The organism is Pseudomonas sp. TE4620, from assembly GCF_056279045.1.
The window spans coordinates 1,009,240-1,023,507 of sequence record NZ_JBWBQO010000001.1; the positions used below are offsets into that span (position 1 = coordinate 1,009,240).

General features: G+C 64.0%; 13 protein-coding genes. 3 read left to right on the forward strand and 10 right to left on the reverse strand.

What is annotated here, in order from left to right:
- Nucleotides 1-9: 9 nt before the first annotated feature.
- Nucleotides 10-447 (reverse strand): Lrp/AsnC family transcriptional regulator, encoded by a 438-nt coding sequence (locus ACZ9A3_RS04860; RefSeq protein WP_045200368.1) that lies wholly within the window; start codon nt 445-447, stop codon nt 10-12.
- A gap of 131 nt (nt 448-578) precedes the next feature.
- Between ACZ9A3_RS04860 and ACZ9A3_RS04865 the strand changes: the two genes are divergently transcribed.
- Complete coding sequence (locus ACZ9A3_RS04865) at nt 579-1,484, forward strand: DMT family transporter (RefSeq protein WP_476252188.1); 906 nt, start codon at nt 579-581, stop codon at nt 1,482-1,484.
- On the opposite strand, the gene ACZ9A3_RS04870 is transcribed toward ACZ9A3_RS04865, so the two are convergent.
- Nucleotides 1,471-2,163 carry an alpha/beta hydrolase gene (locus ACZ9A3_RS04870; RefSeq protein ID WP_045200372.1) on the reverse strand — a complete coding sequence of 231 codons (693 nt, stop codon included), beginning with the start codon at nt 2,161-2,163 and terminating at the stop codon, nt 1,471-1,473. The genes ACZ9A3_RS04865 and ACZ9A3_RS04870 overlap by 14 nt on opposite strands.
- Before the next feature lie 101 nt (nt 2,164-2,264).
- On the opposite strand from ACZ9A3_RS04870, the gene ACZ9A3_RS04875 reads away from it, so the two are divergent.
- Nucleotides 2,265-3,170: a LysR family transcriptional regulator gene (locus ACZ9A3_RS04875; protein ID WP_213602038.1), complete on the forward strand. Its 906-nt coding sequence runs from the start codon at nt 2,265-2,267 to the stop codon at nt 3,168-3,170.
- On the opposite strand, the gene ACZ9A3_RS04880 is transcribed toward ACZ9A3_RS04875, so the two are convergent.
- On the reverse strand, nt 3,167-3,811 hold the full coding sequence (locus tag ACZ9A3_RS04880) for a DsbA family oxidoreductase (protein WP_213602037.1): 645 nt from the start codon (nt 3,809-3,811) through the stop codon (nt 3,167-3,169). The genes ACZ9A3_RS04875 and ACZ9A3_RS04880 overlap by 4 nt on opposite strands.
- Nucleotides 3,812-3,978: 167 nt before the next feature.
- Between ACZ9A3_RS04880 and ACZ9A3_RS04885 the strand changes: the two genes are divergently transcribed.
- Nucleotides 3,979-4,908, forward strand: a complete 930-nt coding sequence (locus ACZ9A3_RS04885) for a class I SAM-dependent methyltransferase (protein ID WP_476252189.1) — start codon at nt 3,979-3,981, stop codon at nt 4,906-4,908.
- A gap of 61 nt (nt 4,909-4,969) precedes the next feature.
- Here ACZ9A3_RS04885 and ACZ9A3_RS04890 read toward each other — a convergent pair whose 3' ends face one another.
- The 7 genes from ACZ9A3_RS04890 to ACZ9A3_RS04920 form a co-directional block, all read right to left on the reverse strand.
- Complete coding sequence (locus ACZ9A3_RS04890; protein WP_476252190.1) at nt 4,970-6,433, reverse strand: PepSY domain-containing protein; 1,464 nt, start codon at nt 6,431-6,433, stop codon at nt 4,970-4,972.
- A 10-nt stretch (nt 6,434-6,443) separates the two neighbouring features.
- Complete coding sequence (locus ACZ9A3_RS04895; protein WP_476252191.1) at nt 6,444-8,612, reverse strand: TonB-dependent receptor; 2,169 nt, start codon at nt 8,610-8,612, stop codon at nt 6,444-6,446.
- 101 nt (nt 8,613-8,713) lie between these two features.
- Nucleotides 8,714-9,100 (reverse strand): DUF2946 domain-containing protein, encoded by a 387-nt coding sequence (locus ACZ9A3_RS04900; RefSeq protein ID WP_476252192.1) that lies wholly within the window; start codon nt 9,098-9,100, stop codon nt 8,714-8,716.
- Nucleotides 9,101-9,141: 41 nt separating this feature from the next.
- Nucleotides 9,142-11,169, reverse strand: coding sequence for a mechanosensitive ion channel family protein (locus ACZ9A3_RS04905; protein ID WP_195883391.1), 2,028 nt, complete (start codon nt 11,167-11,169; stop codon nt 9,142-9,144).
- A gap of 137 nt (nt 11,170-11,306) precedes the next feature.
- Nucleotides 11,307-12,308 (reverse strand): sulfate ABC transporter substrate-binding protein, encoded by a 1,002-nt coding sequence (locus ACZ9A3_RS04910; RefSeq protein ID WP_123568109.1) that lies wholly within the window; start codon nt 12,306-12,308, stop codon nt 11,307-11,309.
- 93 nt (nt 12,309-12,401) lie between these two features.
- Nucleotides 12,402-13,226: an ion transporter gene (locus ACZ9A3_RS04915; protein ID WP_045200389.1), complete on the reverse strand. Its 825-nt coding sequence runs from the start codon at nt 13,224-13,226 to the stop codon at nt 12,402-12,404.
- A 44-nt stretch (nt 13,227-13,270) separates the two neighbouring features.
- Entirely contained in the window at nt 13,271-14,155 is an 885-nt protein-coding gene (locus ACZ9A3_RS04920; protein ID WP_093385510.1) for an urea transporter, read from the reverse strand.
- Between the last annotated feature and the right edge of the window lie 113 nt (nt 14,156-14,268).

Genomic DNA, 14,268 nt, shown 5'->3' on the forward strand with positions numbered 1-14,268 from the left:
GCGCTGTTATCAGGCCATCGGCGGCAAGCGCCGTTTCACCGGGGTCTTCTTGACGATCGCGGTGTTGGTCTCGGCGTGGCTGTTGAGCTTGTCCAGCACGGTGTCGAGCTCTTCCATCGAGCGCACGTGCAGGCGCGCGATAAAGCAGTCATCGCCGGTGACCTTGTCGCACTCGGTGAACTCGGGGATGGCCATGATCTGCCGCTCCACTTCCTGCAGTTGCCCGGGCAGCGGCCGCACGCGGACGATGGCCTGTAGCTGGTAGCCGAAGCAGCGCGGGTCGATCTCTACCGTGTAGCCCTTGAGCACGCCACGCTCTTCAAGGCGGCGCAGGCGTTCGCTGACGCTCGGTGCTGACAGCCCGCTGAGCTGCGCCAGGGCCTTGAGCGAGCGCCGCGAGTCTTCCATCAGTGCCTTGATCAACAGTTGGTCGATATCGTCGGTCATACAGGCCTCGTTAGGCAAAATGCGAAAACTGCCTTGATAGTAAAGGTACAAGGTCAGTCTAGCCTGTTTTATCCACTGGAACGGTCGCCGCTGCCCTTGCCATAATTTACCCATCGTCAAGGAGGTGAGTGATGGACAGTTCAATCCGCCGTGGGTCGTTCGAGATGGTCGCCGCGATGTTGATATCCGGGACCATTGGCTGGTTCGTGCTGGTGTCCGGGCAACCGGTACTGGATGTGGTGTTCTGGCGCTGTGTGTTCGGTGCTGGCACCTTGCTGCTGATCTGCCTGGCCATGGGCTTTCTCAAGCCCGGTATCCTGACCCTGGCCACCTTCGCCCTGGCGGTACTCAGCGGCGTGGCCATCGTCGGCAACTGGGTGCTGCTGTTTGCCTCCTACTCACGCGCCTCGATTGCAATCGGCACTGCGGTATACAACGTCCAGCCGTTCATGCTGGTGGGCCTGGCGGCGCTGTTTCTCGGTGAGAAAATCACCGCGCCCAAGCTGTTCTGGCTAGCGGTCTCCTTTGCCGGCATGCTGGCGATCGTCAGTGCCCATGGCAGCCAGGATGGCACTGGCAACGACTACCTGCTGGGCATCGCCCTGGCCCTGGGCGCGGCGTTTCTGTACGCCGTGGCGGCGCTGATCATCAAGCGCCTGAGCGGCACGCCGCCGCACCTGATCGCGCTGATCCAGGTGTGCACCGGCATCCTCCTGCTGGCGCCCTGGGCCAATACCAGTGGCCTGCCGGGCGACGTCGGTGCGCTGGCCAGCCTGGTGACCCTGGGCATCCTCCACACCGGGGTGATGTATGTGCTGCTGTACGGCGCGATCCAGAAGCTGCCGACCGCCTTGACCGGGGCGCTGTCGTTCATCTACCCGATCGCAGCGATTTTCGTCGACTGGTTCGCCTTTGGCCATCGCCTGGCGCCGCTGCAATGGCTGGGTGTGGCCGCGATCCTGCTGGCCGCGGCCGGCATGCAGCAAGGCTGGTGGTTCAAGCCTGCGCTCAAGGCCCCGGCGGTCAAGCCAGACTGACGGCTGCGCGATCGATCAGGGCGGCCACTTCGGCGGCCCTGGACACCAGCGAGGCATGGCTGGCCTCCAGGGTCAGCAGCTCCTTGGGCTGCAGGCGTTCTGCCATGAGTTTCTGGTTGTCCGGGTGGATCATCCGGTCCTGGGTCGAGAGCTGGTACCAGCTGGGTTTGTGCTTCCATGCGGGCTCACCGATGGTGTCACCGAAGGTGCTGGCCAGTGGCGCCTTCTGGGTCACGCTCATCACCAACCCTTCATCCTTGCTCAGGTCCTGGCAAAAGCTTTCGTGCAGTTTGTCGGGTTTGATCCACAGGTAGCCATCGCCATCTGGTTGCAGGTTGGCTGCCGCTTGCGGCGGGTTCTTGGCGGTGATGGCGCCGGGGCTTTCGCCGCTGTCGGGGGCGAAGGCGGCGATGTACACAAGGCCGGCGACATTGGCCTGGTTGCCCATCTGGGTAATCACCGCACCGCCGTAGGAATGGCCGACCAGCAGCACCTTGCCGGGTATCGAGGCGACCATCTTGCGCGTGCGTTCAGCGTCATCGGCAAGCGAGGTCAAGGGCATCTCCACCGCATGCAGGTTGCGGTGGCCCAGGCGTGACAGTTCGAGGATGACCCGGCTCCAGTGGGCGGCGCCGCCCCAGAAACCATGGACCAGGACTATGGACGGAGTGTCGCTCATGATCGTTCTCCAGCACAGGGGTGGAATGCTAGTGTAGATGCTTGTGCTTGGCCCCGTTGCGGGGCGCCGCGCAACGCTGAAACGCAGACAGGGAGGTAGGCATGTTTTCCAGAATCAGTCTCGAGCAGTGGCGCGCGTTTGTCGCCACGGTCGAGTGCGGCGGCTATCTGCAAGCTGCCGAGCATTTGTTCAAGTCCCAGTCGGCGGTCAGCCATTCGGTCAATCGCATGGAGGCGCTGCTTGGCCAGGAGTTGTTCATCATTGAAGGTCGCAAGGCGGTGTTGACTTCCTTGGGCCAGGCGTTGCTGCCCCAGGCCAAGCATTTGCTCGGCGCGGCGCAAAAGCTTGAACAATTGGCCAACCAGTATCAGCCGGGGGTGCTCAGTGAGCTGGCGCTGGCGGTCGATGTATTGTTCCCGCTGGAGCTGCTGCAAGCAGGGTTGCAGGGGTTTTCGGCGACCTTCGAAAACTACCGGATTCGCCTGTACGAAACCGCGCTGTCCGGTGCGCGCGAACTGTTGGAAGACGGCAAGGTCGAGCTGGCGATCGCCAGCAGCCTTCCTGCCGGTTATGTGCACGAGTTGCTGCTGAACGTCAGGCTGGTTTGCGTGGTCGGCGCCGATCACCCGCTGGCCGCCAGCCGGGGCGAGCTGGGCCTGGCGGATTTGCATGCGCATCGGCAGGTGGTGATTCGTGACTCGGGCACCCGTTATCCGCAGAACAGCGGCTGGCTCGGCACCTCCCAGCGCTGGACGGTCAGCAGCCTGGCGGCGGCCTGTACCCTGGTCGAGCGCGGCATGGGGTTTGCCTGGCTGCCCGAGCACGCGATCATTGATGCGCTGGCTGCCGGGCGCTTGCATCGGCTGGCGTTGCAGCATCAGCGCCAGCGGGACGTGCCCTTGTACATCGGTTACCCCGAAGCACTGCGGCACAGTCCCGAGGTGCAGTTGCTGGTGCGGGTGATTGGTGAACACTGCCAGCAGTGCAACAGTCGTGCGCTCGCCTAGCCCTCGCTGTTGTCCAGGTTGGCGCGAATATCGCTGAAGACCTGGCGCAACTGCTCCAGGGTCATGCATTCAGACAAGCGAAAGCGCTCGGCGATCACCAGCGAAGGCACCGAACGCAAGTTCAGTTCACGGCCTTGCTGCAGGTCGCGCTCCAGCAAGGCAGGGGCGTCGTGTTCGAGGCTGTGGGCAAAAGCTTGCGGCTCGAAGCCGGCCTCTGCAGCGATGGCCAGTACAGTGGCCTTGTCACCGATATTGCGGTTCTTGACCAGGTGCGCCCACTGCAGGCGGTCGAACATCAGTTCGTGACCGGCATTGCCAGCCAGTGCGTGGGCCGCCTGGCAGGCGGTGGCGGCGAGCAGGCCGTTGGGGTATTCGAAGCTTTGCTCGCGCATGCCCGGGATATTGATGCGCTTTTCGTCCTCGGCGCGGGCGCAGGCCTGCCAGTGATCGAGGATGGTTTCCTTGGCCTGGGGCATCGAGCCGAAGCGCTGGATCATCGCCTCGCGGCTGCTTTGCAGGATGAAGCTGCGGTGCTGGATATCCAGCTCGAACTCAGCTTGCAACTGCTTGAGGCGCGGGGCCAGGACAAAGCACCAGGCGCAAACGACGTCGTGGAAGAACTCGATTTTCAGGGCAGGCATGGCAAGATTCCGTTAGTGAAGGTGCAGGCACTATCGGCAACGGCGTCGGGTAAAAAAAGCGACAAAAACCGGTCACATTCACCCATCGTGTTCATCAATGGCCGAACGGCCTGTTGTCACCGGCGGGGCAAGGTAGAATAGGCGGCTTTACCCGATTGAATCTGCCCATGACCTCTGTGATCGACACCCTCCAGCAGCACCTGCTCGCCGCCCTCGACCCGGCGCCGAGCGAAACCCGGCGCCTGTTCCATGGCCGCGGGCGCTGCTGGCCGGGGCTTGAGCAGATCACCGTGGACTGGCTGCAGGGGGGGTTGCTGGTGTCGCTGTTTCGCCAGCCGCCCGAAGGCCAGTTGCCGGCCCTGGAGCAGATGCTCCTGACGCTTGCCCAGGCGCCAGGCTGGCGCGGCCAGGCCATTCTGATTCAGCACCGCTACCTGCCGGACAGCCCCGGGCAGTGGCTGCTGGGTACCCCCAGCGAGCACTGGTTGATCGATGAGGACGGCTTGCGCTATCAGCTGGACCTGGGCCTCAAGCAGAACACCGGTCTGTTCCTCGACATGCGCTATGGTCGGCGCTGGGTGCGTGAGCAGGCGGCGGGCAAGCGCGTGCTCAACCTGTTCGCCTACACCTGCGGTTTTTCGCTGGCGGCGATTGCCGGTGGCGCCGAGCAGGTGGTCAACCTGGACATGGCGCGCTCGGCATTGAGCCGCGGGCGCGATAACCATCGGCTCAACGGCCATGACCTGGGCAAGGTGAGTTTTCTTGGCCATGAGCTGTTCAAGTCGTGGGGCAAGGTGCGCAAGTCCGGGCCCTATGACTTGATCATCATCGACCCGCCAAGCTTCCAGAAGGGCAGCTTTGTCCTGACCCAGGACTACCGCAAGATCCTGCGGCGCCTGCCGGAGTTGTTGAACGCCGGCGGCACGGTGCTGGCCTGCGTCAACGACCCGGCCGTTGGCCCGGACTTTCTCATCGAAGGCATGGCTGAGCAAGCACCGGAGCTGAGCTTTGTCGAACGCCTGGCCAACCCGCCGGAGTTTCCCGACAGCGATCCGGCGGGTGGCTTGAAGGCGCTGGTGTTCAGGGCCCTTGTGTAGGAGCGGGCTTGCCCGCGATGCGATGTGGCGGACAGAATGCTATCGCGGGGCAAGCCCGCTCCTACTTGGCTAAGCGCCGCCAGCCCAGCACCACACCGCTGACACTGAGCACCAGCCCGCCCAGGCTGAAGGCGATCATCCAGGCATCCCACAATGGCCGCCGTTGCAACAGCGGTAGCCAGTCCCAGCTGTGCAGCAACGAGAACAACCAGCGCGACACGCGCCGCGGCTGGTCCAGTACACCCAGCACCTCGCCGGTGTACAGGTCCAGGTGCAGCCAGGTCTGTTGCGGGTCTGCAAAGCGTACGCGCAACACTGGCAAGCGCTTTTCCAGGTGGCCGAGCATGCTTTGCTCGGCCCGGGCGTAGTAGTAGAAGTCGTAGGCTTCAAGCTGCTCGCTGTACATCTGGCCCTGGGGCAGGATCGCTTGTGCGGCGCGCTCCAGCACCTCCCGCGGCAGGCGTTCGAGCACCTGGCCGTCGGCCATCGACAGCACCCGCGTGCGCCCGGCGCCATCATGACCGACCAGGTACCCCGCACCCGCAATCAAGCGCCATTCCAGCTCACGGGCCTTGAAACCTTGCTGCTCGAACCGCGCCAGCGCCTCAGAGGCCGACAGCGGAAAAGCCGCCGCGGTCAACGGCCCGCCTTGATAGGCCGCAACATTCAACGGCATTGAGCTGCTGAACAGCCGCCACGGGTTCATCGACATCAAGCCACTGAAAATCCAGGTAATCGCCAGCACGCCAAACAGCAAGCCGCCAATATGGTGCCAGCGGGCAAAGCCCCGGTAGGGCGAACGCGAGCCACTGCGGTAGGGCTTGCGCAGGCGCCAGCGCAGGATCCCGATCACCGCGCCAAGCAACGCCATCAGCGTGCCGGCCAGCGACAGGCTGATCACCAGGTTGCTCCACAGGCCGTCGACGCCAATGCCGCGTAATGGATACAGCCAGTGCAGCCAGGCGCCGACCAGGTTCCAGCCGCGCTCCAGGGCGCTGGCATCGCGCACCACTTCGCCGGTATGGCCGGAGATGTACAGCAGGGTGCGTGCGCCATCGTCGAGCTGCACCCGCTGCAGCGGGCGCTCGGCGTCGAGGGCGCGCGAGTGGCTCCACAGGTCTTCGGTCACCACCCCGGCATAACGGGCTGTTGCCTGCGGATCGTATTGATGCGCACTGGCCAGGGCCTGTTCGCGATCGATCGCCTGCAGGCGCTGGCCCGTGCGGGCGTCCACCGCCACGCTGGCCCGGCCTGGATAGCTGAACAGGTAGCGCGGCGTGCCGGCCACCGTGCTCAGGCGGATGCTGGCCGGGGTGCGCTCGGCATCGGCACTGCGCAGGGCAGTGCCGAGGTCGACGCAGCAATCCTGAACGCGCAACTGCGGCAGGTGAGCGTAGTGCTCGCGCGGGGTCAGCTTGGGGTAGCCGACATACAGCATGACCATCCCCGAGAAGAACCACAGGGCCATGAACAGGCATAAGCCGATGCCCAGCCAGCGGTGCCACAGGTACAGGTAACGTTTCATCGGCGGCGTCCTAGAAGCGCGTCTGCACGGCCAGCTCCAGGGTGCGCGGGGCACCGAGGTAGAGCATGCTCGAGGAGGTCCAGCGGGCATACACCTCGTCGGTCAGGTTGCGCACCCGGGCCGTGATGCGCGTGTCGTCATCGACCTTGAAACCGACGAAGGCACCGAAGATCGTGTAGGCCGGCGCGTAGCGGGTGTTGGCTGCGTCGGCATACACCGAAGACACGTAGCGGCTGTCGGCACCGATTTGCCAGCTCGGGTCGATGTCGTAGGTCAGCCACAGGTTGGCGACCCGCTCGGGGATGTTGGTCGGGGTATTGCCCTTGCGCGAGATCGAGCGACCGCCGACGTTCTCGTTGAACTCGTCGTACTGGGCGTCGACGTAGGCAAAGTTGCCCTCGGCCAACAGCTTCGGTGTGACGTGCAGCGAGGCGGCCACTTCTACCCCGCGTGAGGTCTGCTTGCCCACCGGCTGGGTGACGCTGGGGTTGGCGGCATCGGCGGTGGCGAGGTTCTTGCGCTCGATCTGGTAGGCGGCAACGGTGGCGGCGCCGCGGCCATCGAGGAAGCTGAACTTGCTGCCCACTTCCAGCTGCTTGCCGGTGCTCAGGTCGAAGTCGCGTACGGTGGCAAAACTGGCTGTGCTGAGCATGCCCGAGGGCGGGTCGGCGGCGGTGCTGTACTGCACATAGACGTTGGCCGCCGGGGTCAGCTCGTAGACCAGGCCGATGCGCCCGGTGGTGGGCTCGTAGCTGCGCTGGAAGTCCAGCGGGTTGTTGGCATCGACCGTGCGGTAGTTGTGCACATCGAGGTCGATATGGTCATAGCGCAAACCGGTCAGCAGCGACAGGCGCTCGGTCAGTTGCAGGCGGTTCTCGACGAACGCCGCCCAGGTGTCGACGGTGTTCTCGCGGTTCTTCTGAAAGCCCGGGACCATGCCCTTCAGGTCATAGAAATGCCCGGGTTCGAAGCTGGCCGGATCGACACTGTCGAAAATACCGGTGATCGAGCGCGGGTAGGTCATCTGCACGTTGTGGCTGTAGTCCAGGCCCGCCGACCACTGGCTGTTGAGGCCGAACAACTGGCCCTCGTGCAGCAATTCGAAGCGGTTGCCGTTGAGCTCCTGGTCATGGCGTTGCAGCAGCGCGTTGGAGCGGTTGACCCGGCTGTTGTCGGCATTGTAGGCGTAGGTTTCGAGGTTACGAAAATCACGCTCGGTGTTGTAGTGGTAGAGGGTGTTGCGCAGCGAGGTGTTGTCGTTGAAGCGGTACTCGGTGATTGAGCGCAGCCAGCGAACGCGCTGCTCGTAGCGGCCGTCCTCGACGTTGTAGTTTTCGAAGCGGCGGCTCTCGTCGACCTTCATTTCGCCGCCCAGCGGGTTGAGCACCGGGCTGCCCCAATAGGGGCTGTCGACCGTTTCGTTCTGGTACTCCACGGCCAGGGTGTGGGACAGCTGGTCGTTGATGTCGGTGAGCAGCGAGAACGCCACGGTCCAGGCATCGCGCTCTTCGCGATCGACATAGCCGTTGCTCTTGCTGTGGCTGAAATCCAGGCGTGCGTAGTTGCGGATGCCATCGCCGTCGTTGAGCGCATGGTTGAAGCCGAACGAGGTCTCGCTGCTGTCGTAGGAGCCGTACTTGATCCTGCCTTCGTTGAAGTTCTCGTCGCGGCTGGCCAGTTTGCTGATGTAGTTGATCGAGCCGCCGACGGCGCCAGCGCCAAACAGGAAGCTCGACGGCCCGCCGACGGCTTCGACGCGGTCATAGATCCAGCTGTCGACCGGGCGCGCGGCAACCGAGTCGTACTGCACGCTGATGCCGTTGAACAGCTGGGTGATCTGCCCCCCGGAAAACCCCCGGTAAGCCACCGAGCCTGCCGAACCCGGTGGTGAGGCGGCGGTCATGCCGGGCACGCCGTTAAGCGCGTCCTGGGTGGTCTGCGCGCCGCGTTGCTCGATCTGCTGGCGGTTGACGATGCTCACCGAGGCCGGGGTTTCCCGCGGGGTGAGGCCAAGGCGCGAAGCGGTTTGCGACGGGGTGTCGAGCAGCACGCCGTCTTCGGCGTCGGCGCGGCTGTTGATACGCAGGTCGGGCAGGGTCAGCGGCGCCTCGGCCACAGCGTGGAGGGGCAACGCGCACAGCAGCGCCGCGCAACCGTAAAGGCGATAGGAGTAGGGCATGAATCACACTCTGGAAATTGAGCCAGCGGCCGCCTGCACCTGTCAGGCAGGCACAGCAAAAAACGGCCGGTTTCGGGCAGCCCAAGCGGCTGCCAGGAGGTTCAAGCCAGAAGCGGGGAGGCGCGGGGGTTGGCGGCCGGCCAGCAATATCGCGGCGGCGCTTTGCTGCGCAGTTCACGGTGATAGCGACGTACCCGGGTAACCGCCAGCAGCCAGCCGATGACCAGCACCAGGCCCAGGCAGACCACGGCGGCAGCGCACACCGGGCAGGTCTGCATGCTGTCCCAGCCGGCCACCGTCTGATCGCCGAAATCGCTTTTCAGCGTCGGCCCGGCGCTGCCCATGGCCGAGCAATAGGCGCCGCCGATACCGTTGAGTTGCAGGCCCATCATCTGCCCGTGACCGATACCGCAGGCGAACAGATTGAACAGGACACAGAAGTACAAGGTCCAGGCAATCAGCGGGCGGTCGGAGGGGGCGCGGTTCATGGCCGCGACTTTAGCACCGATGGCCGCTGGGGTTAAAGCAATCAGGCCGGTTCTTCAGCGACTTTTTGCGGTGGCGGATTGTATTGCGCAAAGCTCACGTCGTCGGTCTGGTCGACGCGCTTTTTCAGCCGTTCGTTGAAGGCGCGATTGACCGCATATTGCCCGCCGGAGCTGGTGCGAAACTGCGCGGTCAAAGTGATGCCGTTGAGGTTCATGCTGTCGACCCCGAACACCTGCAGCGGCCCTTGCAGGCTGTGGCGCAGCAGCGGGTCTTCGCTGATCGACTGGCCGACTTCGCGGATCAGTTTCAGCGCGCTGTCGACGTCGGTCTGGTAGCTGAACTGCACCGAGAAGAACGCATAGGCGAACTGCCGTGACTGGTTGGTGACCGCCTTGATCTGGCCGAACGGTACCGAGTGCACGAAGCCCTTGCCATCACGCAGGCGCAAGGTGCGGATGGTCAGGCTCTCGACCGTGCCGGCATGCCCGGAATCGAGCACCACCCAGTCGCCGATGGCGATGGTGTCTTCGATGAGGATGAACAGCCCGGTGATCACGTCCTGCACCAGTTGCTGGGAGCCGAAACCGATCGCCAGGCCGACCACCCCGGCGCCGGCCAGCAAGGGCGCGACGTTGATGCCCAGATTGGCCATGGTGGTGATGGTGCAGATCACCACCAGGATGATCTTGATGGCATTGCGCAGCATCGGCAGGATGGTCCGCACCCGGGTGCTCGGCTGGCGCGACGAGCGCCGCCCGACCGTGGGCTTGAGGGCTTCCTGGATCGCCGTGTCGATCACCACCCACAGCAGCCAGGTGACCAGCAGGATCAGGCCGATGCTGCTCAGTGAATCACTGATCGCCCGGCCCAGGCTGTTGCGCAGGGCAAAATCGAGCACCGAAAAGCCCCAGATGCGCCCCAGCAGCTCGATGAAGGCCACTGCCATGGCGATGCGCAGCAGCGCGTGGGCAAGGTTGCGCAGCAGTTCCTTGTACGGACGCAGGCGTTGCCCGGGTTCGATGTCGTGGGCCTTGAACAGGTGCTGCAAGGTGGTGCTGAGAAACAGCGTGGCGATCAGCAAAATGGTGGTCAGCAAAGCGTTTTGCAGGGCCTTCTGGCTCTCTTCGCCGGCGCCGATCAGGGTGATGGCCGAGACCAGGATCATCATCAGGATCGGCAGGTACCAGAGCCAGGAAAAGATCCGCAGGGTTTCCTGCACGGCGCGGTGCTGCAAGCGCTCCTTGAGCGCGCGGTTGCGGATCAGGTGCGCCACCGGGCGGCGCAGGCGAATCACCAGGACGGCGAACGCCAGGGTCGCCAGCAGGCCGGTGATTACCGCCACGCTGCTGGTGATGTTGCCGCCCAGTTGCCGGGCGATCTGCGGGCTGGTCAGGGCATCGCTCCAGGCCGCCAGAAAGCCGATCATGAACAGCGGCCGAGGCGCCAGCTGGCGAATGATGCGCACCGCCGCGCGCTTGTGGCCGGTGTCGAACAGGGTGATCAGGCACAGGATGATCGAGGTCGAGAAGATACCGCTGCTGGTGGCATAGGCCAGGCTCAGGCCCAGGGCGCGGCCTACCGACGGCTCCAGATAGTGGCTGACGTACAGCGTGGTCGGCAGGCTGGCCAGGGCCGGCAGGGTATAGGGCAGCAGGTAGCCGAGCAGTTTCTGCAGGCGCGGGCGTTGGCGCAGCGGGCGGCTGTTGTTGCTGCGATGGGCCAGCAGGCGGCCGAGGTTGGTGAGCACCGCGAAGGCGACCAGCCAGGTGATGCTCAGCAGGGCGAAATCGCCGAGCAGGTCGAGGCCATCGCGACCGGCGTGGCGGTTGACCAGTTGATCGACTTCATTGGCGGCGCGGTCGGCGCGCAGGCGCCAGCTGTCGAACAGGTGGCTGTCGATATCCAGTTCCTGGCTGACATCGTCCAGGCCATCGGCAATGGCGCCGAGCAGGCCGCCCTGGACCACGGGTTCAGGTTCAGGTGTTGGTGCGGCGGGCGAAGGTTCGGCGGCGAACAGCTGGCTGCTCAACAGACAACTGAACAGCAAGGTGAGTAAAGATCGGGTCACTGGGCACTCCTTGAGCCGTGGATGACGGAAAGGGTAGTCAATGAACTGATCAGCAAATGGGAGGGTAAGTTCGATAGGGGGTGAAGCAATCGCGGGTCAAGTCGAGGCGTCACCTCGACTGACCCGCGATGAGGCCATTACTGCCCGGTGTAGATCTGGTCGAAAATCCCGCCATCGTTGAAGTGGGTTTTCTGCACGGTGCGCCAGTCACCGAAGGTCTTCTCGACCGAGAGGAAGTCGACTTTCGGGAAGCGGTCGGTGTACTTGGCCAGCACCGCTGGATCACGCGGACGCAGGTAGTTGTTGGCGGCGATTTCCTGGGCCTCAGGCGACCACAGGTATTTCAGGTATGCCTCGGCGGTGGCGCGGCTGCCTTTCTTCTCGACCACCTTGTCGACCACACTCACCGGTGGCTCGGCTTCGGCGGAGACGCTTGGGTAGATGACTTCGAACTGGTCACGACCGAACTCGCGGGCGATCATTTCGGCTTCGTTCTCGAAGGTCACCAGCACGTCGCCGATCTGGTTGGTCATGAAGGTGGTGGTGGCGGCGCGGCCACCGGTATCGAGCACTGGCGCCTGCTTGAACAGCTTGCCGACAAAGTCCTTGGCCTTGTTCTCGTCACCGCCGTTCTTCAGCACATAGCCCCAGGCCGAGAGGTAGGTGTAGCGGCCGTTACCGGAGGTTTTCGGGTTTGGCACAATGACCTGGACGCCGTCTTTGAGCAGGTCGGGCCAGTCTTTCAGGGCCTTGGGGTTGCCCTTGCGCACGATGAACACAGTGGCCGAGGTGAACGGCGCGCTGTTGTTCGGCAGGCGCGTGACCCAGTTGTCCGGCACCAGCTTGCCGTTGTCGGCCAGGGCATTGATGTCGGTGGCCATGTTCATGGTGATGACGTCAGCCGGCAGGCCGTCGATTACCGAACGGGCCTGCTTGCTCGAGCCACCGAACGACATCTGCACGGTGATCTTCTCTTTGTGCTCGGCTTCCCAGTGCTTCTGGAACGCGGCGTTGTAATCCTTGTAGAAGTCGCGCATCACGTCGTACGAGACGTTCAGCAGCGGCGCCGGAGCAGCCTGGGCCACGGAGCCGAAGGCGAGGCTTGCGGCCAGAAGCGAGGCACTGAAGAGTTTTTTCACTGCGCATTCCTTGTTCGAGTTAGCGTTAAAGGCATTATGCCAGCGACTATAACGGTTGGGCTTTAGGCGCTAAAAGATTAAAAAGTGCTTTGCTTATTCCATTTTTTTAAACAGCGCATTGCCGCAGCGCGAGCAGAACGCCGCGCCGTGCTCGTGGCTGTTTTTCCGGCACACCGGGCAGTCGTGCTGTAGCTGTTCGCCGCGCATGGCGTTGGCAAGCTCGGCGGTGAAAATCCCGGTGGGCACGGCGATGATCGAGTAACCGGTGATCATCACCATCGACGACAACACCTGGCCCAGCGGGGTTTTGGGCACGATGTCGCCAAAGCCGACCGTGGTCAGGGTGACGATCGCCCAGTAGATGCCCTTGGGGATGCTGGTAAAGCCATGCTCGGGACCTTCGACCACATACATCAGGGTGCCGAACACGGTGACCAGGGTCGAGACGCTGAGCAGGAACACGATGATCTTCTGCTTGCTGCCGCGCAGCGCCGCGAGCAGGTAATGGGCCTGCTTGAGGTAGGGGCTGAGCTTGAGCACGCGAAAGATCCGCAGCATACGTACGACGCGGATGATCAGCAGGTATTGGGCGTCGCTGTAGTACAGGGCGATGATCCCCGGGACGATCGCCAGCAGGTCGACCAGGCCATAAAAACTGAAGGCGTAGCGCAAGGGCTTGGGCGAGCAATACAAGCGGATCAGGTACTCGACCAGAAAGATCGCGGTAAAGCCCCACTCGACGGCCGCCAGCAACCCGGCATAACCCTGGTGCACCTCGTCGATGCTGTCGAGGATCACCGTTACCAGGCTGGCGAGAATGATCAGCAGGAGGATCTTGTCGAAGCGCCGGCCGGCCGTGGTGTCGGTTTGAAAGACGATGACGTAGAGCCGCTCGCGCCAGCTCGAAGGGGTGTCCATAGGCTCGTTCCAAAGGCAGATGGGCAGAGCCTAGGGGCTGCACCTCAGCTGTGCAAGCGACGCCGGCTGTGGGATAGCGGCAGGCGCAGCAGGCGGCCGCCGGCATGCAGCAGCCAGCAGGCGAGAATGAACGGCGCAGTCAGGCCGGCGACCGGCAGCAGGCTCACCGCTGGTTGCAGGGCAATTGCCAGGACGATGGCCAGCAGCGGCAGCCAGGGCCGCTGGCGTTCCTGGCTGAAGGCCAGGGCGGCGAGGGCGGCATTGAAACCGAACAGGCCGTTGTAGGCCGCCGTGGCCTCGCCACCGAGCAACGCCACGCTGCCGCCGATGGCCGAGCCGAGCAGGGCCCAGACGGCGGCGTAGCGATTGGAGATCAGCAGGCCGAGGGCGATCAGCACGCCGGCCAGCGGCTGGTCGAGCAAGAAGATCTGCCCAAGGCCGCGGGCCAGGGCGAACAGCGGGTTGGCCTCGACACTGGTGCTGGTGGCGCTGGCGGGTTCGGCCATGGCCAGGGCGGCCCAGCCGAGCAACACGAACGGCGCGGTATAGGCAGGCAGCAGTTGCCTGGGGCCGCGCTTGAGCCACTGGTGCACGAGCATGCTGCTCAGGCCGCCAGCGGCGATGATCAGTGGCGGCAGAATCGCCGACCAGGGCAGGGCATAGCTGATCAGCAGACCAATCAGCACGCCGTTGTAGCTGTACAGGCCGGCCTGGCGGTCAGTGCGGTTGTAGCCACGGCGCTGGGCAGTCAGCAGCCCGGCTAGGGCCCCGAGCAGCGCGCCGCCGACCAGGTCGGGCGCGGTCAGGGTGATAGCCAGCAGGCAGCACAGGCCACACAGCGGATTGCGCTGCAGCAGCACCTGGCTGAAGCCGTTGAGCAAGGCAGTGGCCCAGTCGGGGCACGGGTTGACGAAATTCTTGGTGTACATGGGGGCAGTCTGGGTTGATGTGGAGTGGGGAGCCTCTTTGGGCCGGGTTGTCCCACCTGGGGTTTGTGTTGCATTCATCGCGGGTCAAGCCCGCTCCCACAAACCTGTGGGAG

What these genes read in the sequence shown, in the direction of transcription:
- ACZ9A3_RS04920 (WP_093385510.1), bottom strand. Translation starts at nt 14,155, where the DNA reads ATGTACACCAAGAATTTCGTCAACCCGTGCCCCGACTGGGCCACTGCC.
- ACZ9A3_RS04875 (WP_213602038.1), top strand. Translation starts at nt 2,265, where the DNA reads ATGTTTTCCAGAATCAGTCTCGAGCAGTGGCGCGCGTTTGTCGCCACG.
- ACZ9A3_RS04890 (WP_476252190.1), bottom strand. Translation starts at nt 6,433, where the DNA reads ATGAAACGTTACCTGTACCTGTGGCACCGCTGGCTGGGCATCGGCTTA.
- ACZ9A3_RS04860 (WP_045200368.1), bottom strand. Translation starts at nt 447, where the DNA reads ATGACCGACGATATCGACCAACTGTTGATCAAGGCACTGATGGAAGAC.
- ACZ9A3_RS04870 (WP_045200372.1), bottom strand. Translation starts at nt 2,163, where the DNA reads ATGAGCGACACTCCGTCCATAGTCCTGGTCCATGGTTTCTGGGGCGGC.
- ACZ9A3_RS04895 (WP_476252191.1), bottom strand. Translation starts at nt 8,612, where the DNA reads ATGCCCTACTCCTATCGCCTTTACGGTTGCGCGGCGCTGCTGTGCGCG.
- ACZ9A3_RS04880 (WP_213602037.1), bottom strand. Translation starts at nt 3,811, where the DNA reads ATGCCTGCCCTGAAAATCGAGTTCTTCCACGACGTCGTTTGCGCCTGG.
- ACZ9A3_RS04915 (WP_045200389.1), bottom strand. Translation starts at nt 13,226, where the DNA reads ATGGACACCCCTTCGAGCTGGCGCGAGCGGCTCTACGTCATCGTCTTT.
- ACZ9A3_RS04885 (WP_476252189.1), top strand. Translation starts at nt 3,979, where the DNA reads ATGACCTCTGTGATCGACACCCTCCAGCAGCACCTGCTCGCCGCCCTC.
- ACZ9A3_RS04900 (WP_476252192.1), bottom strand. Translation starts at nt 9,100, where the DNA reads ATGAACCGCGCCCCCTCCGACCGCCCGCTGATTGCCTGGACCTTGTAC.
- ACZ9A3_RS04865 (WP_476252188.1), top strand. Translation starts at nt 579, where the DNA reads ATGGACAGTTCAATCCGCCGTGGGTCGTTCGAGATGGTCGCCGCGATG.